This is a genomic window from Brevundimonas sp. GW821-FHT02A10 (genome assembly GCF_059422025.1).
On sequence record NZ_JBWKWC010000001.1, the window covers coordinates 58920 to 84178 of the forward strand.

The following is a 25259-nucleotide window of genomic DNA, read 5'->3' on the forward strand; positions in this document are numbered from 1 at the left end:
GCGCGTCGCTGTGGCCGACTTTGTCCGGGTGCTGTGCAAGATTTTGACAAACCACCCGTCGCTCCCTCGTCGGGTGGTCAGGTCTGGGGGTGACCGAAATGGCCGCTGGCTGGCCATCGAGTGTGATCGCGTCGCTGATCGTGGCCGCTGCAGCGGTCGCGCCGGCCGTCGCGTCCGCCCAGGCTGAGCGCCTGTTCAGCCTGCCCCGCCAGCCCCTTTCCCGCGCCCTTCCCGCCTTCGCCCGTCAGGCGGGGATCCAGATCCTGGCGCCGACAGACGATGCCGCCGATGCGACTGCGCCGCCGCTTCAAGGGCGCTTCGAAACCCGGGCGGCCCTCCGGCGACTGATCGCGGGATCGGGTCTGGAGATCGCCTCCGACCGGGACGGCGTCATTCTGCTTCGCAAAACAGCCCCGGGGGCGTCGACCGTCCCCGCACAACGGCTGATCGACGGCGCCCCGGCCCTGCTCGAAGAGGTCGTTGTGACCGCCTTGCGTCGCGAGACCTCGGCCTCGCGCACCCCGGTTTCGATTGTCGCGCTGCAGGGCTCGGACCTCGAGGATCGCAACGCCTCCAGCCTCATCGACCTCCAGCCCCTGGCGCCGGGCCTGAACCTGACCGAGATCAACCCCGGCCAGCGCCGCCTGTCGATCCGCGGGGCCCAGAGCGCCGGCGAGAACTCGGTCGCCCTCTATCTGGGCGAGACGCCCGTGACAGGACCGAACTCGGCGACCTCCGACCCCAGCAGCATCACTCCCGACATCGACTTCTACGATGCGGACCGCATCGAGATCCTGAAGGGACCGCAAGGCACCCTGTTTGGCTCCGGCGCCATGAGCGGTGCGGTGCGCGTCCTGTACAATCGGCCTGACCTGTTCGCCTACTCGGGTCGGCTGGACGTCTCCGCCGGTCAGGTCGAAGGCGGCGCGACCGGAGGCGGCGCACACGGTGTGGTCAACCTGCCTCTCATCGAGGGCCGGCTGGCGGTTCGACTGGCGGGTTACGACGTGCATCGACCGGGCTATGTCGACAACGACGCGCTCGGCCTGAAGAACGTCAACGGGGTTCACACCCGGGGAGGTCGCGCGATCCTTCGCTTCCATCCCTTCGAGACGACAACTCTCGTCGTGACGGGGCTTGTTCAGGACCAGACGGTTCTCGACAGCAACACTTTCGACGGTCCCTATGCCGACTACCGCAGCCTGGCCCTGGCCAGACTGCCCTTCCCGAACCGGTTCAAGCTCGCCAATGCGGTTCTGGAACATGACTTCGGCTTCGCCCGACTGGTAGCCTCCTCGTCCTGGTATGAATGGAACGCCGTCAAATACATCGACACGAGCCAGGCCGCCCTGATGGCGCGTGCGAATGGAACCCAGTGCCCGCGCTACGTCGGCATCACCGGCGCCTGCGATGCCGGTCAGTTGCAGACCTACCAGGCCTATATCGACTCCATCATGCCTCTGGTGGGCTATCAGCCCATGACCGTGCGGTCGCGGATCCAGGAGGCACGGCTGGACTCCCGGCCCGGATCCGCCCTCGACTGGACTGTCGGCGCCTTCATTGAGGATCGCGACGACGCCTCCACCAGTTCGACGGTGGAATCCGATCCGGCTACGGGCGCCGTAGAACGCCCGCTTCGCTATGCCTTCCAGCGGGAGAGTGGGGTCGCCCTCGTCCAGAAGGCGATCTTCGGGGAGTTCGGCTATGCGATCACCCCCGACCTGAAGATCAGACTGGGGGCCAGGCGCTATCTCTATGAGAAGCGATCCCGGTCCCAGGTGCTCATCACCAGCTACATCAACACCTCGGTCGCAGGCCCGGCGACAACCTATGACAATGACGCCTCGGGCTGGGTCGGGCGTGCGGCCGCCAGCTATCAACTCAACCCGCACCTGATGCTGTACGGCCAATACTCGGAGGGCTTTCGCCCCGGCGGGGTCAACAATACGCCCGGGCTGGACGCGTCGCTGGCCCTCTATCGCGCCGACCAGGTTCGAAGCACCGAAATCGGGCTCAAGAGCACGGCGCATGACGGTCGGCTGCTCGTGGATGTCGCGCTCTACGAAGTGCGGTGGAACGACATGCAGGTGCAGGCCCGGGTCCCAAACTTCAACTTCATCGCCAACGCCGGAACCGCCACCATCCAGGGGGTCGAGATCGAGGGTCAACTCAAGCTGGAAAAGGACTGGAGCGCCCGCTGGTCCCTGAACCTCCTCGACGGCCGCCTGACCTCGGCGACCTCCACAAGCGCCTTCAGCGTTTCCGGCCGGATCGGAGATCGCATCCCCTATGAGCCGAACCTGCGGCTCTCCGCAGCGGTAGAGAAGGTCACCGCCCTTCGATCGGGGCTCGCGCTCCGATCGTCGCTGGAAGCGAGTTGGACCGGCGAGGCCGGATCAACCTTCGACCGAAACGATCCCTACTATGAGACCATGGGGGACTTCGGCCTGATCAACCTGTCGTCGGCGCTGGAAGGCGAGCGCTGGCGGGCATCCTTGCGAATGTCGAACATTCTGGGATCGACCGGACGCGTCTGGGTCGCCTCACGCGCCGAGTATGAACGCAACACCATCGCGACGACGCCGCGCCGGATCGAACTTGCCCTTACCCGCAGATGGTGAGGTCAAGGCGGCCCCTGATGAAGTTTTGATGAAACCTTTCGTGGCCCGCTGAGGCCTCGAAGGCGGCCGCCGTTGAAGACCGCAGGGGGTGCACGCAGCCGGGCCGGAGGGTCCGTCTCGCGTCCGCCGATCATTCGACCTGCGGAGATCATCAATGTCCAAATCCATCCTGCGTTTCGGCGCGAACAGCCACGCGGCCCGCCTGCTTCAAGGCTGCGCCGTCGCCGCCCTGATCGGGGCGCCGACCACCGTCCTGGCCCAGCAAACGCCGGCGCCCGCGCCCGAAGAGGCGACCGAGGTCGAGGAGATTGTGGTCACCGGCTCCTTCGCCACCAGCCTGGCCGACGCCCTGACCATCAAGCGCCGCGCGGACTCGATCTCGGATGCCGTCTCGGCCTCCGACATCGGCAACTTCCCGGCGGTCAACGTCGCCGAGGCCCTGCAGCGAGTGCCCGGCGTCTCGATCTCGCGTGAAGCCGGTGAAGGCCAGTTCGTCAGCGTCCGCGGCCTGGGCCCGAACTTCCAGTCGGTGACCCTGAACGGCGCGCCGATCGCCTATAACGAAAACGTCCGCAACTCCGACCAGAGCGGCCGCCAGTTCCAGTTCCGCGTCATCCCCGCCGACCTGATCTCGGCCATCGTGGTGACCAAGGCTCCGACGGCCGACCTGATCGACGGCGGCATCGGCGCCAACATCGACATCCGCACCGCCGACGCCCTGGAGACGAAGCCCTTCGTCACCGCCCGCGCCTACACCCACTATGAGGGGCGCACCGAGGAGAATACGCCGAACGGCTCGATCTCGTTCGGCTGGCGCAACGCCGACCGCACCCTGGGCCTGATCGCCGGCGTCTCCCTGGCGACGCGCGATGTGCAGTTCGACCGCGTCCAGACCACGGGCTACACCAACCGCGTCATCAACGGCGCGACCGTCGCCGTGCCGAACGAGATCCAGATGACGCTGGAACAGGAAGAGCGCACGCGCATCAGCGCCATGGCCGGCCTGTCGTGGAAGCCCAGCGACGCCTTCGCCCTGCGCGCTGACGCCCTGTATTCGCGCTTCAACAACACCATCGACGAGGACCGGATCAGCTTCGGCTTCGGTGGTCGCTCGGACTTCTCGACCCGCCTGGTCGCCGGCAGCGAGCGCGTCGTCAACGGCGTCCTCTACGCCGGTCAGATCAGCGGCGGCCGCATCGACCGCAACGCCGAATATTCGGAGCAGGAGCACGAGAACCTGTCGCTGCGCGGCCAGATCGACTGGAACGTCGCCGGCTGGACCGTCACGCCGTCGATCAGCTACTCGGAAGCCCTGTCCAGCCTGCCCGTGCCGCTGCAGCGTATCAGCGGCGCCACCGCCGAGAACCCGGCCGGCCTGCTGTACAGCTATGACTTCGGCAGCGACCCGATCGGCGACCGCCACTACGCCTCGGTCCTGACCAACCTGGACCTCGGCAGCCCGACCTCGACCGCCGTCACCGCCTACCGCACCCGGCCGATCAACTCCGAGGACACAGACACCACCGCCCTGCTGAACATCCAGCGCGACCTGGGCGCGCGCTTCGGCGGCCTGGAGTTCGGCGACTTCCGCTTCGGCGGCCAGTACACCGAGCGCTCGCGTGACTATCAGCGCCGCGACCGGGTGCTGACGGCGCGCCCCGGCGTCAACGTCAATACGCCCGAGTATCTGAACGTCCGGCTTCCGAGCAATGCGTTCGGCAAGTCGATCGGCAGCCTCTATCCGATGGGCCTGACCTATAACCGCGGCCTCTACAGCATCGCCTATGTCATCCCGGGCGAGTCGGATGACACCAACGCCCAGTCGGAGGATCTGGTCCCGACCGGCGCCGACCTGCAGCAGTCCTATGGCGTCGATGAAGCCGTCACCGCCGCCTATGTCCGCAGCGACTTCAGCGCCGAGGTCGGCCCCTTCCCCCTGACCGGCAACCTGGGCCTCCGCTGGGTCTCGACCGACACCACCGTCAAGGGCACGCTCCTGACCGCCGGTCGCAACGGCGCGGGCGCGGTGACCACCGTCGTCAATCCGCAGACCTTCGAAGGTTCGTATGAAGAGTTCCTGCCCAGCCTGAACCTGAACTTCGAACTGCGCGACAGCCTGTATCTGCGTCTGGGCGCCTCCAAGACCCTGACGCGTCCGTCGCTGGCGGACCTGCGCACCGCCGTCGTCCCGAACAGCTCGCTCGTCACCCAGGTGTTCCTGAACGGCCAGACGGCGCTCGACACCGCCGCGGCCAGCGTCAAGGTCGGCGTCGGCGGCAACCCGGAACTGCGCCCCTACACCTCGATCAACTACGACGCCTCGCTGGAGTGGTACTTCAACGACTTCGGCGCGATCTACGGCGCGGTGTTCAAGAAGGACATCTCGGACTTCATCGGTGGCATCGCCCGCAACGAGCAGATCCTGTTCGCCACCCAGGCCGGAGCTACCCTGACGGCCGACCTGCTCATCACCCGTCCGCAGAACATCGGCGACGCCTCGGTCGAGGGCTTCGAGATGGGCTTCTCCTACAAGCTGGACTGGGGTCTGGGTCTGTCGGCCAGCGCCACCTTCACCGACTCCTCGGCCGACATCGAGGCCACGCCGGGCGTCTTCACCACCGCCGGTCTGCAGGGCGTGTCGGATCAGAGCTTCTCGATCAGCCCCTTCTTCGAAAAGGGTCCGTTCGAGGTCCACTTCAGCTATACCTACCGCTCCGACTTTACGGCCAACGGCAACATCACCCCGGGATCTAACGCCGTGATCGACAAGAACGCCGCCATCATCGCCGACGGCTTCGGCTCCCTGGACTTCGGGGCGTCGTGGCAGGTGACCGACCGCTTCCAGATCTTCGCGGAAGGCACAAACATCACCGACGAGCGTCAGGCGGTCTATCAGGGCAGCGAGGATCGCCCGTTCCAGATCCACGAATACGGTCCCAGCTACAATCTGGGCCTGCGGGCGACCTTCTGAGCGCCCCACCGACCCTGACGACAGGAAACGCCCCCTCCCCGCGAGGGGGCGTTTTTGCGCGTTCGGACGATACTGTCGCGATGCGGCGCCTGCGGCAGGAACTGGTCGCCTTCCTGCTGCGGCGCGGCCAGTCGGCGGAGGCGGCCGAGGACATCGTCCAGGAGGCCTTCCTGCGCTTTCACCGCGCCGGCAACGACATCTCGGACGCCGACGCCCGACCGCTGATCTTCGTCATCGCCAAGAACCTGCTCAAGGATCACTGGAAGAGCGCGAGCCGCGAGCAGGGCCGCCGGGCCGCCGTCTCGCCGGAGGATCTCGAAACCGTCGGACAGGCCATGGCCGACGACGCCCCGGCGCCCGACCGGGGCCTTCTGGGACGCGAGCAGCTGGATCAGGCCCTGGCCGTGATCCGGGCCCTGCCGCCCCGTACGCGCGACGCCTTCCTGCTGCACCGGTTCGAGGATCTGACCTATCGTCAGATCGCGGATCGTCTCGGCGTGTCGGTCAGCATGATCGAGAAACACCTGGCCGAGGCGCTCAAACGGCTGAAATCGGCGCGAGGTGATTGAGGTGTCCGTGATTTGTGTCGTTGATAAGACAGTCGGGGCACACCGCCCACGACCTTCACCCGCCCTCCAAGAGGCTTTTCGCCCGCATGTTTGATCGCCTGCCCCGCCTGTTCGACCCGACGCCACGCACGGCGGAGGCCTGGCTGGTCCGTATGGGCCGGCCGGAGGTGAGCGCGCGCGATCTTGAGGCCTTCGAGGCCTGGCTCGACGCCGATCCCGCGCGTCTGGACGACTATCAGGCGCTGAAGGCGACGCAGCGCGAGGCCCGCACGCTGAAGGCGGAGCTGACCGCCGAAATGGCGGAGATCCCGGCCCGTCCTCGCCGAACGACGGCGCGGTCACGCGGTCTGCTCGTCGCCGGGCCCGTCCTGGCGGCCTTGTGCGTCGCGGTCGTCGGCGTGGCCCTGTGGCCCCGTCTGGCGTCCGATCCCATGGCCGGGGCGACGACCTATGCAGCCGCGACCGGCGAGATCCGTGAAGTGCTCCTGGCCGACGGATCGCATGTGACGCTCGACACCGGCTCGACCATTCGCGTGGCCTTGGCCGACGATGCCCGCCATGTCGTGCTTGACCGGGGCCAGGCCTATTTCGACGTCCGCCACGACACGGCCCGTCCGTTCGATGTCGGGGTCGGCGATCGTCGGGTGGTCGTGACAGGGACCCGCTTCATCACCACCCTTGCCGGCGAAGCCGCCTCGGTCGCCCTTCTGCAGGGCTCGGTCTCCCTGATGTCCGGGTCGGGCCAGACGCTGAAGATGAAGCCCGGCGACGGCGTGTCCTATCGCGTCAAGCTGACCGGCCAGAGCTGGAGCCACATTGATCCGGTCGAGATCGCCCCTTGGCGCGAACGCCGTCTGGTGTTCCGCGACACCCCCGTGAGCGAGGTTGTGGCCCAGCTGTCGCGCTACACCCCGGTGCGGCTGGTCGCCGATCCCGCCCTCGCCAGGGTGCGGGTCACGGCGGTCTTTCCCCTCGACGGCGAAGATTCCGTGGTGGAGCGGATCGACCGGCTTCTCCCGGTCGCGATAACCGCCTCCGGACCCCAAACCGTCACGGTTCGGCCGGAATAAATATCGCAGAGCTGTCATCTGCGCCGTCTAGACCGGAGGCAGCGACGGACCGCGTCGCGCCTCCCTGTCCCGCCGTCGCATGCCGACCTCCAGAGCGCTCGCCCTCGCAGCCGCCGCGTTCGCGGTCGTGCTTCCCGCGCCCGTGCTGGCGCAGTCGGCCACGCCCATCGACATTCCCGCCCAGGACGCCCGCTCGGCCCTCGTGGCCCTGTGTCTGAGAACCGGCTGCGCGGTCAGCTTCGTGTCGGAGCCAGAGGCCGTCTATCGCACCCGGGCGGTGCATGGCGCACGCAGCTGGCAGGCGGCGCTGGCGACCATGCTGGAGGGGACAGGACTGGGCTACCGGCTGGTCGATGACCGCTCCGCGCGCGTCTGGGTCCTGCCCCGCCCCACGCCCGCGCCTTCGACCGATCCCGAACCGACGGAGGTGGCGCCGGTCGTGGTGGTCGGACAGTTCGCCGAGAGCATAGACACGGCCCTGATGGAGAAGCGCCGGGCGGACGTCATTCAGGACTCTGTGTCGGCGGCCCGGATCGGCGAATTGCCCGCCGCCAACCTGGCCGAGGCCCTGCAGCGTGTCCCCGGCGTCGCGATCGAGCGCGAGGTCGGCGAGGGCCAGTTCGTCAGCGTGCGCGGCCTCGGCCCCCTGTTCCAGTCGGTGACCCTGAACGGCGCCCCGGTGGCCTTCAACGAGAACATCCGCAACTCGACCCAGAGCGGACGGCAGTTCCGGTTCCGGGCCTTGTCGGCGGATCTGCTGGCCGGGGCGACCCTGACCAAGTCGGCGACGGCGGATCTGGTCGACGGCGGCATCGGCTCCAACATCGACATCCGCACGATCCGCGGTTTGGGTGGTCCCGCCTTCCTCAGCGGTCAGGCGGTGAGTCATCACGAAGACCGCTCGGGCGACACGACGGGTGAGTTCAGCCTCTCGGGGCGGTGGCGGGACGCCGACCGTCGGCTGGGTCTCGTCGGCGGCGTCTCGACCCAGGACCGAAACGTCCAGTTCGACCGGCTGCAGACCCAGCGCTATCGCGACATGGTCGTGGACGGCCGGACCGTCGCCGTCCCCAACGACATCCGCACGACGCTGGAGCGCGAGGACCGGACCCGCATCAGCCTGTTCGCCGGCGCCCAGTGGCGGCCCAACGACCGGGTCACCATCGACTTCGACACCCTGGCCTCCCGCTTCGAGAACGCCATCCGCGAGGATCGCATCGTCTATGAGCTGGGCGAGCGGCTGATGAACGGCTCCATCGTTCCGGGCAGCATCCGCGTCACCGACGGCGTCCTGACCGGCGTCGAGCTGGGCAACGGCCGGATCAGCAACAACCTCGAAGTCTCGGACCAGATCCACGACAACATCGCCTCCAGCCTGTCGCTGGAGACGGACTGGGCGGGATGGCGGCTGCAGCCCCGGATCAGTTATTCGCGCGCCCTGTCGGGGCTGGCCACGCCGCTGCAGCGCATCGCGGCCGTGTCGCCGGAGGGCGTGGGCTATGCGCTGGACTTCGGGGCGGACCCGTTGGGCCAACGCAGCATCGCTCGCCTGCGGACTGGCTTCGACCTGACCGATCCGCGCCTTCTGACCCAGTCGCGATACGGCGTCCGCGCCATCGACGTCGATGACGACGACCTGACCGTCCAGATCGCCGCCGAACGGGCGCTGGATCGATCCATCAGCGGCCTGAGGCTCGAGCGCCTGCGCCTCGGCGGCCAATACAGCGATCGGGGCCGGGACTATGAGCGACGCGACCGGGAAGTCGCCCTGCGGCCCGGCCGCAGCGTCGATCCGTCCTTCTACGACGTCATGATCCCTTCGAACGCCTTCTTCGGCGTGATCCGCGATGGACAGGGACCGTGGACCGCCGCGAATTTCGACCGTTTCCGCGAGGCCTTCGTCGTGCCCGGCGAATACGACGGCGTCATCTTCAACGCCAGCGACCTGACCCCGACCGGCACGGATATGCAGGGTTCGTATCGCGTCGGCGAGACCCTGGCCGCCGCCTACGTCCGGCTGGACCTGTCCGGATCCATCGCCGGGCTGCCGGCGTCCGGCGACCTCGGTCTGCGCGGCGTTTCCTCACGGACGAAGGTCGAGGGCTCCATCCTCGGCGTCGATGCGGCCGGCGCGCTTCAGGTCCGCCCCCTGATCCACAACGGTGACGGAATGGACTGGCTGCCCAGCGCCAATCTGACCGTCGAACTGGGCCCGCGCACCCTGCTGCGGTTCGCGGCCTCGCGCACGATTACCCGCCCATCCCTGGCCGATCTCGGCGCCGCGACCGTGCCCGCCAGCACCTTGGTCAGCGCCGTCTTCGAGCGCGGTCAGGCCGAACTGGACCACCCCTCTCCCTCGACCATCTTCACTGGCGTGGGCGGCAATCCGGACCTCAAACCCTATTCGGCGGTCAGCCTCGACGTCTCCTTTGAGCACTACTTCGAAGGCTTCGGCGGGTTCAGCCTGGCGGCCTTTCACAAGGTCATCGACGACTATGTTCTGGTGGTGAACCAGACCGAGCGGCTGACCTTCGCCACTCGCGCCGGCCCGCCCGTCATGGTCGACGTGCTGATGTCGCGACCGCGCAACGTCGGGCGGGCCACGGTCACGGGGCTGGAAGCGGGCTACAGCCGGCGCTGGTCGTCGGGCCTCGGCCTCTGGGCCAGCGCCACCCTGACTGACGCCGTCAGCCGCGAGACGGGCGGCGGCCCCATGACCGACCTTCAGGGCGTCTCGCACGTCTCATACTCGATCAGCCCCTTCGTTGAGCGCGGGCCGTTCGAGGCGCATCTGAGCTGGACCTGGCGGTCGCCGTTCCGCTCCATCGCCGATCTTCAGGGCGGGGGCGTCAGCGCCTTCGTGGTCGGCGAGGCCGGGGTGCTGGACGCCGCCGCTTCCTGGCGCATCGCCGACGACGTCACCCTCTTCGCCGAGGCCGGCAACCTGACTGACGCCGTCGATGTCGCCTATGATGGGGTGCGCAGCCGCCCGTTGCAGATCACCCGCTCCGGACGGTCCTTCGGACTGGGTCTGAAGTTCAGCCTGTAGATCTCAGCGCACCGTCACAAAGACCGGATTGCCATAGGCCCACAGGTCCGACCACGGATCCTCGCCCGGCAGATCGGCGACGGGCTCCAGCTCCGTCCCGCCGGTGGCGCGCACCCTCAGATAGATCGGATGATCGACGCCGCGCAGGACGTGGCGCACGGTCAGGATCTCGCCGTCGCGGGTCCAGTCGGCGGCGGTGAAACGGCCCTCCACGCGGGTGGTCGGGTTGTGGTCCGCCGTCCGGTCCGCATTGGCTCCGGTGACGTCGCCGACGATCAGGTCGATGCGTTTGACCTCAGGCGTCTGCCCCGCCGAATTGGCCGCTGCGGGATCGCGCAGACGGATGGTCACCACCACCTCCGAACCATTTGGGATCGTGAGGTCCTGCCCCATCCGGGCCTCGCCCTCACCACCCGATACCGTGACGTCCATCGCCGTGACAAGATCGCCGGTCGCGACGAAGATCTGACCCGAGCGCAGGCCGTCCAGGATGCCGTCGGAGGTGGGCCGGGCCATGACCCAGGTCTTGGAATATTCGCCCGGCCAGAAGTCGTCGCCGCCCTCGCTCCAGTGGCGGTGCGAGTCCGAGGTCGCGGTGATCCACCAGTGGCGGCCCTCGCCGAGCATTGAGTCCCACAGGCCGCCGAGCGTCGCCGTCATCTGGTCGAAGCCGCCCATGGTCGGGTAGCGACGGTAGATGCCCCGCTCGCCGGTCGGTTTCAGGCTGGTCGCCTGATGGCCCGGCGCCCCCTCCATGCCGATAGCCACGCGCGGGGCAGCATCCTGCCAGTCGCGGAGGGAGGCGGCGTCGTGCTCGCCCCAGACGCCGAAGCCTTCGGCCGAGCGCGACGGGTGGTTGGCGATGACGATGGGCCGGGGCGAATAGCCGTCGACGGTGCGCAGCAGCTCCAGCATGGCCGCGCGGGTGTCGTGGGTGGCGTCGGCGGGCCAGGGCTCGCGCGAACCCCAGCGGGCCTCGATGCCGCGCAGCATCTCGCGCTCGCCGTCATGGATCGGGATGATCAGGCTGGAGTGCTCGCTGCCGGGTGTGTCCAGCTCCATGCCGTAGAACTGGATCACGCCAGGCGTCGTGGCGCGCGATTGCAGCAACTCGGGGTAGGCCTGTTCGGCGTTGATCACGGAATGACGCGGCCCGCCGTGGTCGGTCGAGACCATCCAGCTGAGCCCGAACCGCCCGGCCGCGGCGCCGTTCTGGACGATGGTGTGCGGCCCGTCACCGCCGAGCGTCGGCGTCGGCACGGCCTGCGGATCGGTTGGGTTGGGCGCATAGGTGGCGCTGAACCGGCTATGGACGTGATGATCCCCCGCCAGCCAGCGCGGCGTATCCGCATCCTGGGCCGACACGTCGTCAGCCGCGGCAAGACCGGTCAGCATCGCCAGGGCAAGGGCGGTGCACGCGGATACCCCGCGAGCCGGGCGTTGACGGTCGTGCATCATCTCGATTGTTCCTGCGGCAGGTCCGGCCGCCAGCAAAGCCGGCCGTCCCCTTGGACAACGACCGGAAGGCGCGATACCTCAAGCCGCACCACCGGATTTTCCGCCCATCCGCCCGAATGTCGCGCCGACTCCCAAGACTGCTCAGAACCATCTTTGGCCTTCGGCGCCAGCGCGATATCCTCGATGAGATCCGCGAAGCCGAGGGTCGGGAGCTGACGCCTGAACTCCGGGATGCGATCGCGCGGGTGATGGAAACACTCACTCCCGAGCTTTCACAGTCGCGTCTGCGGTCCCTGAGGCCTGCGATCGTGCTGGCGTTCGCCCGCCAGGCCGCCGATGGGGCGCGCAGACTGAAATCGGACTACTGGCGCTCCGACGCCGGCGAAAACGTCGGTCAGGAGGTGCTGAGGGCCAATGGCCGGGCGCTGACAGCCGTAAAGAGGGTTCTCGCGACCGCGCCCTCCAAACAGCGAGCCCTCCCCATGATCCTCGAGACCCTGAATGCGCTGGTGGACACCCAGCGCAGTTCGCCTTCCGACGTCGACGGGTATGGCCTGGCGACCCTTCACGAGCTGCATCGCGACATCGAAAGGCTGGCGCCTCGCGCCGTACGCCTGGACAGCAAGTCCGATCGATCATCCCGGGCGCGGCCTGACAGGACCTGACACATTCCCCGTCAGACGCAGCCACCCTTGACCATATCAGCGTTCGACGTCTCAATCCGGGCTCGGGAGGATGACCATGGCGAAGCGGACGACGAGGAAAATCGACCCGAGGACCGGCCTCGCGCTTGGGGGACTCGTTCTGGCGATCTCGGCTTTTCAGCCCGGCCGGACTCTCGCGCAGGACACCGACTTCACCACCTTCGATCAGGCCTGTCTGTCCGCCCCCGGGGACCGTTCCGGTCTGCTGGCCCGGATCAATGCAAACGGCTGGAGGCTGTTGGAAGGCGGCGTCAACAAGGACGCCTTCGGTCAGGTCGACTACTACAGCGCCGGCCCGCAGCGGGAGTTGTCGGCCGGCCGCTACAATGGTCCGCGGACAGAAGCGGTCTTGTGCGGCGTGTCCGGAGCCATGCCGATGGATCAGGCCCTGGCCGCCGTGCAGAGCCGGGTGGGCTTCGCGCCGAGTGATCGCGACCAGGACGGCAATCTGGTCTGGGTCTTCAGCCGTTCGGGCGACACCTTCACCTCGCGTCCGGGGATGTCGTCGCGCACCGAAGAGGCCGTTCGGCAGTACGGTTCAATCGACATGATCAGTCTGGAGGACGCCGATGACGGTAACGGCGCCATCCCTTCCCGCGTCATGACCTACTACCGCTTCACGCCGGTCGGCGGGCCGGCGAACGACTTCAAGCGGTTCTGCCTCGACACCCGCGGAGACGCGGCGACCGCCCGACAGCTCGCCGTGGCGGCCGGCTGGACGCGATACCGGATCAATGGCGAGCTGTGGCCGGAGGAGACCTACGAGAAGCCCGACGGATCCTATGTCCTTCTGACGCTGGGCGAGGTCACCGAGGGGGCGCCGCGTTCCCAACGCTGCAAGGTCGATTTGAAGTTGGAACGGAATGCGTCCCTGCCCAATTTCGTCTGGGACGCCCTGGGCTCCCGGCCCGACCAGACGAGCGCCGGCTGGCGCTGGATCTACTATCTGGCGCCGGACGGCCCGCACCGCATCCCGGAAACCCGGGACTGGCCGGCGCTGAACCGGACCCATGCTTCGGCAAGCTGGGTCGCCAGCTTCGGGACGACCTATGTGGTGATCGTGGACGAGAACACCCTGACGCTCACCCGGATGTTCAACTGAGCCGACCCTTGCGGGCCATCGCAATCCTTCGCCCGCGCTCTACGGACTGTCGGTCAGCATCAGGACCGTCGCCACGCCCGTCAGGTGGTCGATGAACACCAGCGTGGTGTCGAAGCTCTCCGCGTCGAACCAGTCCGACCAGGGCGCGTGACCCGAGTAGCAGCTGCCTGCCGACATTTCCCCGCTGAACGCAGCCCCGGCGACGCCCCGGGTCAGACGCAAGGTCTGGCGGTCGTTCAGCTTCTGGTCGGGCTCGATAAACAGCCCGCCGATCCGCAACCAGTTGGCCAGCACCGCAAAGGCGTCCCAACCACTGACGAGCTTGAGACCCTGGGCCTGACCGATCACCCGCCCCTCGTAGGTATCGTTCAGCGTCAGCGGCGACCACCGCATTGCGCCGACATCAGGGATAGCTTCCAGAAACGCCAGGCCGCGAAACAGGTCGTAGAAGAAGCCGGTCTCATTCAGGCGATTGCGCTGCAGGAAGAAGCGATAGGCGTCGTCCAGATCGAGATCGAACTGCGCCGCCGCCATCCGGGCGCTCGTCCGCTCCTCGTGGAACAGGCCGATGATCCTCTGGAGACGGCGATCCAGTGGGCGGACGCGGATGGACGACTGCGCATAGGAGACGCGCAGCGCATCATAGGTCGGAACTGGCTGATCCCAGTCGATCTTCGTGTAGTCCCGCATATCAGTCTCCGAGCGCCGTCTTACAGGAGATGCGCCTGGATTTCCGAGGCTGAGGCGGCCCATGCTGGCGACAACCGCGATAGCTCTGTCAAGTCGGAGAGACTGTGGATCAAGGCAAGGGCACGCCGAAGGGTTCGCGCGGAAACCCGGCGCCGCGCCAGGCCATCGCATACTGGAGGGGCGAACGAAGGGCTTCGGGAACGCCGAGGGCGATGGCCGCCCGGTGCGGCCAGTAAGGGTCACGCAGGCTCTGGCGGCCCAGAAGCACGAGATCGGCGTCGCAGTGGGGTCAGCGACGGGCGTTGGGGTCCGGATTCCAGACCGGCGCGCGCCGCTCCTCGAAGGCTTTCGGGCCCTCCTCAAAGTCGGGATGGGCCCACTGGGACTTGAGCAGTTCCCAACCGTAGACGTAGGCGGCCGGATCCGGCAGCTCTGTCGAGCCCCAGATGGCGCGCTTGGTCAGGGCCATGGCCTGGGGCGAATTGGCGCACATCGAGGCGGCCAGTTTGCGGGCGGTCGCCATGGCTTCGGCGGCGGTGGGCTCCAGCAGGTCGACCATGCCGATGGCATGGGCGCGCGACGCCGGCATCCGGTAGTCGCGTCCGGCCAGCCCCATCAGCAAAGCCGCCCCGATCCCGGCCTTCCTCGCAATCCCGACCGACTCCAGCGCGGACACCAGTCCCACGCTGACATGACTGTCCATGAAGTCGGCGCCCTCGCGGGCGATGACGATGTCGCTGTCTGCGACGAAATGCAGGCCGCCGCCGTTGGTCAGGCCGTTGACGACGCAGATCACCGGCTTGGTCACATCGCACATGCGCGAGGAAAAGCGGTTGGCCGCCGCATAGGTCACATTGTTCAGCCCGCCCATGCCGACGTGCAGGGCCGAGACGTCGGCGCCGGTGCAGAAATGACGCTCGCCCGCACCTGTCATGATGACCACGCGGATGGCGTCGTCGCGGTTGACCCGCGCCCAGGCCTCTTCCAGCGCCAGCATCATGTCCGGGCTGATGGCGTTCCCGCGCTCGGGCCGGTTCAGGGTCAGGATCGCGACCTGCCCCTCCATCTCGAAGGTGATGGGTGATTCAGGCGGGGACGACACGGTCACGCTCCAGCTGCTGGGCCGCGAGATCCTCTTTCAGGGCGCGGGCGGCGAGGAAGAAGTGCAGCGCCGACCAGGCCATGGTCACCGCAAGCAGGCACATGGCGTAGCGCAGTGACAGGTGGCCGAAGCGCGGCGTCAGATAGTCGCTGGCCCAGCCGATGACATAGGGCCCTACCGAGGAGCCGACGATGGTCAGGCAGAACAGCAGCACCGCCGAGGCCGTGGCGCGGATTTCGTCCGGCGCCAGCGACTGGGCCGCCGAGAAGGTCGGGGCGAAATACATCAGGCCCAGCATGTAGACGAGGGCCAGAAGGATCATGGACACCAGGGCGTCGGGGGCCAGCCAGGCGCCGAGCGCCACCGGCACACAGACCGCCATGGCGATGGCCGGCACCCACTGGCGCCAGCGGGTGTCGCGCTTGCCCAGCACATCAGCCAGCATGCCGCCCGCGAAGGTGCCGACCAGCCCGCCGATGCCGCTGACCAGCCCCAGACCCAGACCAGCCTCGGCCGAGGTCATGCCATGGGTCCGCATCAGGAAGGCCGGGGCGAAGACGTTCATCGCATAGCTGCCGATGGCGAACAGCGACGAGGCGGCGGCCATGTGCCGGAACGACTTCAGGCCGAACAGGAACTTCATCGCCGACAGATAGCTGGTCCGGGCCACGCCTTCCGCAGGCGCGCTGGAGGCGCCGTGCGGCAGGATGAACAGGGCGAGGATGGCGACGATCACCCCCGGCAGGCCGACGAAGAAGAAGGCCTCGCGCCAGCCCCATGCGTCGTTGATCCAGCCGCCCAGGGCCAGGCCGATGGTGCCGCCGATCGGCACGCCGAGCGAGAAGATGGCCAGAACCAGAGCCCGGCGGCTGTCGGGGAACAGGCGCGCGATCATGGCGTGGGCGGCCGGGGTGCTGCCCGCCTCCCCCGCCGCGACGCCGGCCCGGGCCAGCAGCAGGTGGAAGAAGTTCTGGGCCAGACCGCCTGCGGCCGTCATCACGCTCCAGAAGGCCAGCGAAAGCCCGATAACCCACCGCGCGCTGAACCGGTCAGCGGCCCAGGCGAGGCCGAGGGCGGCGAAGGAATAGACGACGGCGAAGGAGACCCCCGCCATCAGCCCGATCTGGGTGTCGTTGAGGTGCAGCTCCGTCCGGATCGCGTCGATCAGGATGAAGGGCAGCTGGCGATCCACGAAGTTGAGGATGTTGACCAGCAGCAGGACGACAACAATCGCCAGGCCGCGGCCGCTGAACGGTTTGATTTTCAAGCGTTTCGTTCCCAAGCCGCACAGATGGCCTGCGCGAGCCTAACGAGGCCGCCCCTCGCCGACCACGACATCGGCTTGACTTCATGCGACGGGGGCCTTGATCGCAACCGCAAGTCCTTGTTCTACGACGATGGATGACCCTATACCCGTGGGTATGGCCCCGACCCAGACCTCACCGTGGAAGTCCGCCGACGACCGCCTTCGGGAGCGGGAGATCAAGCGCGAGGCGGTGCTGCGCGCGGCGGCCCGCGCCTTCAGCGAACGGGGCTTCCACAATACGGCGCTGGAGGACGTCGCGCGGGACCTGAAGGTCACCAAGCCGACGGTCTACTACTACGGCGAGAGCAAGGAGGCCCTGCTGGCGGCCTGCTACCGCCGGGCGCTGGACACGCTGGACGACGTCACCCTCGCTGCTGGTCCCGAGAGCGCCAGCGCGCGCGACCGACTGCGCGTCCTGATCATCGCCTATGCCGAGGCCATCCTGTCGATCTACGGCCGCTGCCTCACGCGTGTGCCGGACAACAGCGTCTCACCGCCGATCCGCAGCGAGCTGCGGGCGATCAAGCGCACGGTCGATGACCGGATCCGCGCCGTCCTGACCCAGGGCGTTGAAGACGGCTCCCTGATCGCGACAGACACCAAGATGACCGCCTTCGCCATCGCCGGCGCCCTGAACGCCGCCGCCCTGTGGTTCGAGGACGACGGCTCGAAGACGGCGCGCCAGATCGGCGAACACTATGCCGAGCTGTTCGTCGGGGCGTTGCAGCCGCGCTAGCGACCGGTGAAGACCGGGGGGCGCTTGCCGAGGAAGGCGTCGAGCGCCTCCTCGAAGTCCGAAGTTCCCGCACAGGCGACGAAGGCTTCCAGCTCTGCGGACAGATGATCGGCGAAGTCCCGACCCGTCGCCTTCGCGATGAGCCCCCGGGTCAGACGCGTGGCCAGCGGCGGGCCTGACGCGATGCGTCTCGCCCACGCCAGGGTCTCCGCCTCCAGATCGGCATTGGGGACCACGCGGTTGACCAACCCCAGCGCCAGCGCCCCCGCCGCATCGATGGGTTCGCACAGCAGGGCGATCTCCATCGCCTTGCGGGGCCCCACCAGCCGGGTCAGGGACCAGGCGCCGCCGCAGTCGGTCGGCGCCCCCACCTTCAGATAGGCCATGTTCAGCTTCGTATCCTCGGCCGCGACGACCAGATCGGCGAACAGGGCGAGGCTCAGACCCGCCCCTGCCGCCGCGCCCTGGATCGCCGCCAGCACCGGCAGGCCGCTGTCGTTGAGCGCAACCAGGGCCTCATGGATTGGAGCGATCAGTTCGCGCGCGGCGCGGGGCCGGTCCGTCGCCGCCTTGAGCCAGGCCAGATCCCCACCGGCCATGAAGGCTCGCCCCTCCCCGGACAGGACGACAACGCGCACGGATGGGTCGGCGACGATGCTCTGCAACACGGCGCGGAAGCCCGTCGTCATGGCCAGATCGAGCGCGTTCAGCCGTTCGGGCCGGCGGAAACGGACCCGGGCGATGCCGTCCTCGACGGTCAGGTCCACGACCTCGCTCATGACCTCGCTCATGGGGGGAACTCCACTCTAGAAGACGCCGGGGTAATGGCCGCCGTCGACGACGATGTTCTGGTTGGTGACGTATCCGGCGTCGGCGCCGCAAAGGAAGGCGCAGACGGCGGCGAACTCGCGCGGTTCGCCCAGCCGGCGGGCGGGCAGATCGGCGACCACGCCCTCGACGAAGGCGGCAGGGTCGACGCCCGCCTGATCGGCCATGGCGCCAAAGCCCGCGCGGGCGCGGTCGGTCAGGATCATCTCGGGCAGCAGGTTGTTGATTGTGACATTGTCCGCCACGCCCTCACGCGCCAGCCAGGACACTGCCGCCGTCAGCCCCGCGCGTGGCCCGACCGACAGGGCCAGCAAGGGATGCGGCGCCTTCACATAGGCCGAGGTGATGTTGACGATCCGCCCGAACCTTCGCGCCCGCATCCCGGAATGAACCGCCCGGATCAGGCTCAGGGGCGCCAGCATGTTCGCCTCGACCGCCTGTCGCCATTGCTCCTCGTCCAGATCCCCGAATGGGCCCAGCGGCGGCCCTCCGCCATTGGTGATCAGGATGTCGGGCTCGGGACAGGCCGCCAAAGCGAGCCGCCGTCCCTCTTCCGTGCCGATGTCCCCGGCCGCAACGCCGACCTCCATGCCAGTCGCGGCCCCGATCTCTGCGGCAGTCGCCGACAAGGTCCCCGGATCGCGACCGGTGATGGTGACCTGCACGCCTTCCGCCGCAAGGGCTTCGGCGCAGGCCCGGCCCAGACCGCGGCTGGCGGCGCAGATCAGGGCCGTGCGTCCGCAGATCTTCAGGTCCATCGCGGGCCTTCGGTTGGGCGCGCCCCAAAAGAGGAGCCGCCGGTCGCCCTGCCTGGAAGTGCAGAGGGGCGTCCGACGGCCTGAGGCGCGGGGAGGAAGGATCTAGAAGTGGGCGGCGATGCCGACCCCGACGAGGCGCGGCGGCGAGAAGGCGTCCGACAGGCCGGGGGCGCCGTTGGTGCTGTTCATGCTGTAGCGCTCGTCCGTCAGGTTCTCGACCCAGACAGAATAGGTCAGTCGCCCCTGCGGGTCCGTCCAGGCCACCTTGCCGTTGATGGTGGTGTAGGAGGACTCCTGGGTCAGATTGCCGGCCTGCCAGTAGAAGCCGTCATTGTAGGACAGGTTGGCGGTCGCATAGAGCTCACCGCCGGCGACGGTGTTCTCATAGGTCAGGCGCGCATTGGCCTGATACTTCGGCGCCCGCAGCATGCGGCTGCCCGAGGCGTCGTAGGGCACCACACTGGTCGCGCCGCCCGTCACCGGGTTGGGAATGAAGACCGAGGCGGTGGTGTACTCGTCGTAGTTGGCGGTCGGCAGAGCCGACAAGCCGACGTCGAACGACAGGTGGTCGGTGATCGGACCCCGCGCGGTGAACTCGAAGCCCTTCACCGTGGCCGCCGCCGCATTGTTCAGGGTCGAGACATAGGCCCCGCCCGGCAGCGACGTATAGGCCGTCACCTGGATGTCGGTGTAGTCGTACCAGAAGGCCGCGGCGGTCAGGGTGATGCCCGAGAACCGGCCCTTGGCGCCGATCTCGACAGCCGTGATCTTCTCCGGCGCGACCGGAATGGCCGGCAGCGAATAGGAGTTGTAGACGCCGCTCTTGAAGCCATTCGAGGCCGAGACATAGATGTTGGCGTCCGGCGTGAAGTCGTACTGCAGCACGCCGCGGAAGGTGGGGCTTTCCCAGGTGTTCTCGGCGGAGCTGGTGCGCAGGCCGGCGGCACGAACGATGTCCGCAAAGTCGAACTGCTTCTTCTCGGAGGTGTAACGGGCGCCGAGGATGCCGTGCAGCTTCTCGGTGAAGTCGTAGTTCAGCTCGCCGAAGGCGGCGTAGGAGGTCGTCTTGACCGTGTCGGTGAAGTTCGAGACCACCGTGCCGTTCGGGGCGTTGCCCGACACCGCCTGGAAGTAGGGGTTGCCCGCGGTCGAGTGGTAGTAGAACAGGCCGCCGATCCACGACAGACGATCCTCGGAGGGGCCGGAGAAGTTGAACTCCTGGCTGAAGGTGTCCTGGTCCTGGATCAGGCGCAGCGAGCTGACTGCGGCGCTGGACCGGTCGGTGTCGGTCTGGAACAGGCCCGAGGCGCTGCGATAGGCGGTGATCGAGCGGACGGTCAGATAGTCCGACGGGTTCCAGGTGCCGTCGAGGCTGACGCCCTTGGCGGTCGTGTCGATGATCGGGAAGGTGCCTCCCGGATAGTGATCCAGACTGCCGACCAGGACGCCCGGGGTGCTGGCGTTCAGGTTCTGGCCGTCACGCGGGATGGCCGAGAAGATCGAGTTGTCGCTGCGGTCGGAATAGTCGGCCGCCAGGGTGAACTGCAGGGTGTCGTTGGGCTGGAACAGAAGCTTGCCGCGGATCGAGGAGTTGTCAGCCTTGGCCACCCGGGCGCCGTTCAGGACGGGCGCGACGCTCTCGACATAGCCGTCGTTCTCCAGATGGAAGAGGTTCAGCGAGCCGGCGATGGTTGAGGTGATCGGACCGGTGACATAGGCGCCCAGCTTCACCTGCTTGAAGTCAAAGCCGTAGTCGGCCGACAGCTCGGCGCGCGGCGTGAAGGACGGGGCCAGGGTGACGATGCGCAGGGCTCCGCCGGTGGCGTTACGGCCGAACAGGGTGCCCTGCGGTCCCTTCAGGACTTCGACGCGCTGGATGTCCTTCAGGTCGAACATCCCGGCCAGCGGCGCGCCGATGTAGACGTCGTCCAGATACATGGAGACGTTGGCCTCGTCGCCGGCCGAGGTGCCGACCGAGGAGATGCCGCGGATCGCGGGAGTGAAGGCGAAGCCGTTGTTCACGGTCACCAGACCGGGGCTGATGTGCTGCAGGTTCGAGGTCGAGCCGATGCCGGCGTTCGACAGCTCCTCGCCCGAGGTGGCGGTGATGGACATGGGCACGTCGAGCAGGCGTTCGGCGCGCTTCTGGGCGGTGACGACGACATCGTCGACCCTGGCCGAGTCATCCTGAGACGTGGCGGGCGCCGCAGATTGGGCGAAGGCGCTTCCGGCGGCGCCCAGCGCGGCCAGGGCCACGCCGACGGTCAGAAAACGCTTCATGCGATAGGTCCGGTTCATTCCTGTGCCTCCCTCTGGCGGGTCCCTTTTGGCGGGACCTTGATTTCCTTATACTGGAGAGTAGCCCCTATACGGCCCGTGCGAGACGACATTGGATTGACATGCCCCGACACGCTTAACGCCCGTGTCGCCTGCTGTCGTCCAACGGGAAAAGCCGCTCCCGCCATGGAATTCCAGCGCTTTTGACGAAGAGCTAGACGCCGCCCGACATCGCATTGACTTCAGGCGACCCGGGCCGCCCGGGGCGTTGCCAACCCTGTCGCCGCCGATCACTGAGGACGGGTCGCGGGGGTCTGGAACGGCCGCCGCAGAGCCGGAAGCCGCCTGTCGTGACCCGTTTCAAATCCCTGCTCATCGAGGTCGACGATACGGGCGTGGCGCTCATCCGCCTGAACCGCGCCCCGGCCAACGCCGTCGACCGGGACATGTATATCGAGCTGGCCGACCTCTTCGCCGATCCGGACCAGATGGGCGACGACGTGCGCGCGATCGTCCTGGCCGCCGAGGGTCCGCACTTCTGCGCCGGCAACGACCTGGCCGAGTTCATGTCGATGACCCCCGACAACGGGACCGAGCGGATGTGGCGGGTGCGTGAGGCCTTCTTCGCCATTCAGGACTGCCCCCTGCCCGTTATCGGCGCGGTGCACGGGGTAGCCATCGGCACGGGTCTGGCCATCGCGGCCTCCTGCGATTTCGTCGTGGCGTCCGAGGACGCGAAGTTCGGCCTGCCCGAACTGACCGTCGGGGTCATGGGCGGCGCCCGGCATCTGGCGCGAATGGCGCCCCAGCCCCTCGTTCGGCGCATGTTCTTCACTGGCGAGCACATCCCGGCCACGGACTTCGCCGCCGCCGGTGGAGCGATCGTGGTCTGTGATCGCGAAGATTTGCTGGACCGCGCGCGCAGCTATGCCCGCCGCATCGCCGGCTTCAGTCCGACCGCTGTTCGTTTGGCCAAGTCGATCCTCAACCGCATCGAAAACATGGACCTGCGCGAGGGTTATGAATTCGAACAGCGCTTCACCGTGCGCATGAGCGGGCATCCGGATTCGAAGGAGGCTCTGCGCGCCTTCTCCGAAAAGCGCTTGCCCGAGTACCGCCCCCGCTCCCCCACATGGAAGATCGAGGCATGAGCCGACCTGTCGCCCTCATCACCGGCGCCGGCACCGGCATCGGTCTGGCCACGGCCCTGCGGTTCCTGAAGGACGGCGTGGCGGTCGTCGGGGTCGGACGCCGTCCGGAACCCCTCGTCGAACTGCAGCGGCTGGCAGGCGACAAGGCCGACCGGGTCGCTGTCCTGTCCGCCGACGTCACCGCAGACGACACGCCGAAATATGCAGTCGAACTGGCGATGTCGGCCTTCGGGCGGCTGGACTATCTGGTCAACAACGCCGGCGCCGGCAGCCCGAAGCCGCTGCACGAGTCAGACGACGCCTTCATCGACGAAAGCCTCGACCTGATGCTTCGGGCGCCCATCCGGCTGACACGCGAGGCCCTGACAGTCATGGGCAGCGGCGGGGCGATCGTGAATGTCTCCTCGACCTTTGGCCTGATCGGCGGGATGCGGGCCGGGACCTATGCGGCGGTCAAGGCGGGGATCATCGGCCTGACCCGCCATCTGGCGGTGCAGTACGGGACCCAGGGCATTCGCGCCAACGCCGTGGCGCCCGGCGTCATCGCCACCGACATGATGAAGCACCGCCTCGACGACGAGCGCGTCCGGCGGATGAATTTCGAGATGACCCCGGCCGAGGGCTGGGGCGAGCCCGAGGATGTGGCGGCGGCCATCTGCTTCCTGTGTTCGCCGGACGCCCGCTGGATCAACGGCCAGACCCTGGCCGTCGATGGCGGCTGGTCGACGACCAAATTCCTGTCACAGAAGGCGCTCGAGGCCGACTGGGTCGAACGGCCGGGCGTCGCCTGATGGCCACGTATCACTACCTCGTTCTGACGAAGGCGGTTGAAGGTCAGGAGCATGCCTTCGCCGATTGGTACGACGACCAGCACATCCCCGACTGCCTGCGGATTGCGGGCGTGACCGGCGCGAAGCGCTACAGGATCCTCAATCAGGTTCTGTCGCCGAACGAACCGACGCCCACGCGGGCCGCGCCATTCGATTCCCTCGCCATCTACGAATTCGAGACGGACGACCCGACCGCGTTGGCCTTCCATCTGCTGTCGATCGCAGGGACCGAGGCCATGCCGCTGAGCCCCGCCTTCGATCGGACCGGGACGGTCAAGTTCATGGCGGTCGATGCCTGAGGTCCGGTCAGGACATCCAGCCGCCGGCCACATCCACGATGGCGCCGGTCATATAGGCCGCGCCCGGACCGGCCAGGAAGACGACCACCTTGGCGATCTCCTCCGGCTCGCCCAGCCGCTTCATGGCCGTGACCGTCAGCTGGGCAGCGACCTGTGCGGGCGCGATTGCGTCGCTCATCGGCGAGCGGATGACGCCGGGCGCCACGGCGTTGACGCGGATGCCGTGCGGGGCCAGCGCCTTGGCCAGACAGCGCGTCAGGCCCAGCACCGCCGCCTTGGACGCCCCATAGGCGACGATGGGGCTGCCCAGCTTTCCGGCGATGGAAGCGATGTTGACGATCGCCCCTTCCCGCCCGTCCTCGACCATCCAACGGGCGACGATCTGGCTGAGCTGGAAGGGCGCCGTGGCATTGATCCGGGCGGACCGCTCGAAGTCCTCGACCGAGGTCTCGAAGAAGGGTTTGGGATCGTAGTGGCCCGCGTTGTTGACCAGCAGGTCGACCGATCCGCCGCCGTCACGATAGGCCTGCATCGCCGCCGCCACGCCCGCCGGATCGGACAGGTCGCAGGTCAGGTAGTCGCCCTGGACGAAGGCGGCCTTCTCGACCCGATCCATACCGACGACGCGATAGCCGTTCGCCGCCAGCTCGACGCAGATCGCCTTTCCGATGGCCCCGAGGCAGCCGGTGACCAGGGCTGTGCGGGTCGTATCAACGGAAGTGTTCATGATGGATCTGGTCGCTCTCCGGGGCGGTCGTCGCAATGGCGATCCCTGCCAAGTCCAGTTGCAAAACTGCGCGCACTTGGCGCTCTCGCCAAGAGGGACGACGCGATAGGCTTCCGGACTGACGCCTCCGAACGGAAATCGGGAAACCCCAGAATGTACAAGCCCTTCGACGCGCCTTCTCTGAGCCGGTTCGAGCCCGTGCCGATGAAATTCACCCTCGCGCAAACAGAAGGCGCGGTCTGGTCAACCGACGGGATCACCGGCCTGAAGTCGCGCGATCTCGGCATCGGCGTGGCCTCCAACGGACAGGTGATGGGCCGGGCGCTCAAGGCCGCGAACACCGGTCGGGCGACGGGCTGGAGCACGGCCGCGAATGGCGGGCTCGGCCTGCTCTACGTCACCTCCGGGGAGATCGCCTTTACCGGAGCCGATGGGACGACGATCCGGCTCGGTCCCGATGACTGCGCCTTTCAGGATGTGACCTCGGGCGCCACGGCCGTCGAATGGTCGGCGCACTTCGAAGGCTTCGAGACGGCGACCACGGGTCATGGCGCAGGCGTCGCGCCGCACCCGACGCTGGACTTCTCGACCGTGCGCCTGCCTGAGGGCGTGCGCCGTTATGGCCCGGAAGTGTTCAAGGCCGACGGCGGCCCGCGCGCCTTCTTCGTCTATCGCGATCTGGGGACCACCGCCGCGACCGGCGGGCGGGTCCATATCCATGTCGTACGCGCCATCGGTCAGATGGAGGGCGGCACCGGCTGGCACGTCCATTCCATGAGCCAGATGTTCCTCGTCGTGGCCGGCTGGGTGGACATCGCCGTCGACGGTCAGGCCCCGCTCAGAATGGTCCCCGGTGACGCCATGTGCCTGGCCAACGGCATGCGGCACGACGTGGCCGGTTTTTCGCCCGACTATGTGGTGTTCGAGCTCTGCCTGCCCGCCGACTACTCCACCGTCCCGACCGTCGCCCCCGAAGACGCGGGAGCCGCCGCGTGAACCTCCGGGCCGACC

Annotated in this window: 21 protein-coding genes; 12 read left to right on the plus strand and 9 right to left on the minus strand. The window is 67.7% G+C overall.

The window, feature by feature from the left end; genetic code table 11:
• Window positions 1–122: 122 nt before the first annotated feature.
• The 5 genes from AC07U0_RS00350 (at window position 123) to AC07U0_RS00370 (ending at window position 10280) form a co-directional block, all read left to right on the plus strand.
• Window positions 123–2621, plus strand: a complete 2499-nt coding sequence (locus AC07U0_RS00350) for a TonB-dependent receptor (RefSeq protein WP_494718053.1) — start codon at window positions 123–125, stop codon at window positions 2619–2621.
• Window positions 2622–2775: 154 nt separating this feature from the next.
• The gene (locus tag AC07U0_RS00355; protein WP_494718054.1) at window positions 2776–5592 is read left to right on the plus strand and encodes a TonB-dependent receptor; all 2817 of its coding nucleotides are present in this window, start codon (window positions 2776–2778) and stop codon (window positions 5590–5592) included.
• 80 nt (window positions 5593–5672) lie between these two features.
• Window positions 5673–6161, plus strand: coding sequence for an RNA polymerase sigma factor (locus AC07U0_RS00360; protein WP_494718055.1), 489 nt, complete (start codon window positions 5673–5675; stop codon window positions 6159–6161).
• 86 nt (window positions 6162–6247) lie between these two features.
• Window positions 6248–7231 (plus strand): FecR family protein, encoded by a 984-nt coding sequence (locus AC07U0_RS00365; protein ID WP_494718056.1) that lies wholly within the window; start codon window positions 6248–6250, stop codon window positions 7229–7231.
• A gap of 79 nt (window positions 7232–7310) precedes the next feature.
• Window positions 7311–10280: a TonB-dependent receptor gene (locus tag AC07U0_RS00370; protein WP_494718057.1), complete on the plus strand. Its 2970-nt coding sequence runs from the start codon at window positions 7311–7313 to the stop codon at window positions 10278–10280.
• Between the two features lie 3 nt (window positions 10281–10283).
• Here the strand turns inward: AC07U0_RS00370 and AC07U0_RS00375 are convergent, their stop codons facing one another.
• Window positions 10284–11738: a CehA/McbA family metallohydrolase domain-containing protein gene (locus tag AC07U0_RS00375; protein WP_494718058.1), complete on the minus strand. Its 1455-nt coding sequence runs from the start codon at window positions 11736–11738 to the stop codon at window positions 10284–10286.
• Between the two features lie 50 nt (window positions 11739–11788).
• On the opposite strand from AC07U0_RS00375, the gene AC07U0_RS00380 reads away from it, so the two are divergent.
• Together AC07U0_RS00380 and AC07U0_RS00385 are read left to right on the plus strand one after the other, a co-directional pair.
• Window positions 11789–12403, plus strand: coding sequence for a hypothetical protein (locus AC07U0_RS00380; RefSeq protein ID WP_494718059.1), 615 nt, complete (start codon window positions 11789–11791; stop codon window positions 12401–12403).
• 76 nt (window positions 12404–12479) lie between these two features.
• Entirely contained in the window at window positions 12480–13544 is a 1065-nt protein-coding gene (locus AC07U0_RS00385) for a hypothetical protein (protein WP_494718060.1), read from the plus strand.
• A gap of 39 nt (window positions 13545–13583) precedes the next feature.
• Here AC07U0_RS00385 and AC07U0_RS00390 read toward each other — a convergent pair whose 3' ends face one another.
• From AC07U0_RS00390 to AC07U0_RS00405, 4 genes are all read right to left on the minus strand, one after another.
• Window positions 13584–14234 carry a hypothetical protein gene (locus AC07U0_RS00390; RefSeq protein ID WP_494718061.1) on the minus strand — a complete coding sequence of 217 codons (651 nt, stop codon included), beginning with the start codon at window positions 14232–14234 and terminating at the stop codon, window positions 13584–13586.
• A 109-nt stretch (window positions 14235–14343) separates the two neighbouring features.
• The gene (locus tag AC07U0_RS00395; protein ID WP_494718062.1) at window positions 14344–14502 is read right to left on the minus strand and encodes a hypothetical protein; all 159 of its coding nucleotides are present in this window, start codon (window positions 14500–14502) and stop codon (window positions 14344–14346) included.
• 21 nt (window positions 14503–14523) lie between these two features.
• Window positions 14524–15336, minus strand: a complete 813-nt coding sequence (locus AC07U0_RS00400) for an enoyl-CoA hydratase/isomerase family protein (protein ID WP_494718063.1) — start codon at window positions 15334–15336, stop codon at window positions 14524–14526.
• Window positions 15320–16603, minus strand: coding sequence for a spinster family MFS transporter (locus tag AC07U0_RS00405; RefSeq protein WP_494718064.1), 1284 nt, complete (start codon window positions 16601–16603; stop codon window positions 15320–15322). Before AC07U0_RS00405 ends, AC07U0_RS00400 begins: the two co-directional genes overlap by 17 nt.
• A gap of 154 nt (window positions 16604–16757) precedes the next feature.
• On the opposite strand from AC07U0_RS00405, the gene AC07U0_RS00410 reads away from it, so the two are divergent.
• Window positions 16758–17378, plus strand: a complete 621-nt coding sequence (locus AC07U0_RS00410) for a TetR/AcrR family transcriptional regulator (protein ID WP_494719165.1) — start codon at window positions 16758–16760, stop codon at window positions 17376–17378.
• Here AC07U0_RS00410 and AC07U0_RS00415 read toward each other — a convergent pair.
• The 3 genes from AC07U0_RS00415 to AC07U0_RS00425 all read right to left on the minus strand — a co-directional run bounded on the left by AC07U0_RS00415 (window position 17375) and on the right by AC07U0_RS00425 (window position 21244).
• Window positions 17375–18169 (minus strand): enoyl-CoA hydratase/isomerase family protein, encoded by a 795-nt coding sequence (locus AC07U0_RS00415; RefSeq protein ID WP_494718065.1) that lies wholly within the window; start codon window positions 18167–18169, stop codon window positions 17375–17377. The genes AC07U0_RS00410 and AC07U0_RS00415 overlap by 4 nt on opposite strands.
• Window positions 18170–18184: 15 nt before the next feature.
• Complete coding sequence (locus AC07U0_RS00420; protein ID WP_494718066.1) at window positions 18185–18964, minus strand: SDR family oxidoreductase; 780 nt, start codon at window positions 18962–18964, stop codon at window positions 18185–18187.
• 102 nt (window positions 18965–19066) lie between these two features.
• Window positions 19067–21244: a TonB-dependent receptor gene (locus AC07U0_RS00425; protein ID WP_494718067.1), complete on the minus strand. Its 2178-nt coding sequence runs from the start codon at window positions 21242–21244 to the stop codon at window positions 19067–19069.
• Between the two features lie 347 nt (window positions 21245–21591).
• On the opposite strand from AC07U0_RS00425, the gene AC07U0_RS00430 reads away from it, so the two are divergent.
• From AC07U0_RS00430 to AC07U0_RS00440, 3 genes are read left to right on the plus strand one after another with little or no spacing between them, the layout of a single operon-like run.
• The gene (locus AC07U0_RS00430) at window positions 21592–22392 is read left to right on the plus strand and encodes an enoyl-CoA hydratase-related protein (protein WP_494718068.1); all 801 of its coding nucleotides are present in this window, start codon (window positions 21592–21594) and stop codon (window positions 22390–22392) included.
• Entirely contained in the window at window positions 22389–23183 is a 795-nt protein-coding gene (locus AC07U0_RS00435; protein ID WP_494718069.1) for an SDR family NAD(P)-dependent oxidoreductase, read from the plus strand. Before AC07U0_RS00430 ends, AC07U0_RS00435 begins: the two co-directional genes overlap by 4 nt.
• On the plus strand, window positions 23183–23521 hold the full coding sequence (locus AC07U0_RS00440) for a hypothetical protein (RefSeq protein WP_494718070.1): 339 nt from the start codon (window positions 23183–23185) through the stop codon (window positions 23519–23521). The genes AC07U0_RS00435 and AC07U0_RS00440 overlap by 1 nt, the downstream gene beginning before the upstream one ends.
• Window positions 23522–23528: 7 nt before the next feature.
• On the opposite strand, the gene AC07U0_RS00445 is transcribed toward AC07U0_RS00440, so the two are convergent.
• Complete coding sequence (locus tag AC07U0_RS00445; protein ID WP_494718071.1) at window positions 23529–24248, minus strand: SDR family NAD(P)-dependent oxidoreductase; 720 nt, start codon at window positions 24246–24248, stop codon at window positions 23529–23531.
• A gap of 153 nt (window positions 24249–24401) precedes the next feature.
• Between AC07U0_RS00445 and AC07U0_RS00450 the strand changes: the two genes are divergently transcribed.
• Window positions 24402–25244: a cupin domain-containing protein gene (locus AC07U0_RS00450; RefSeq protein WP_494718072.1), complete on the plus strand. Its 843-nt coding sequence runs from the start codon at window positions 24402–24404 to the stop codon at window positions 25242–25244.
• Window positions 25245–25259: the final 15 nt, after the last annotated feature.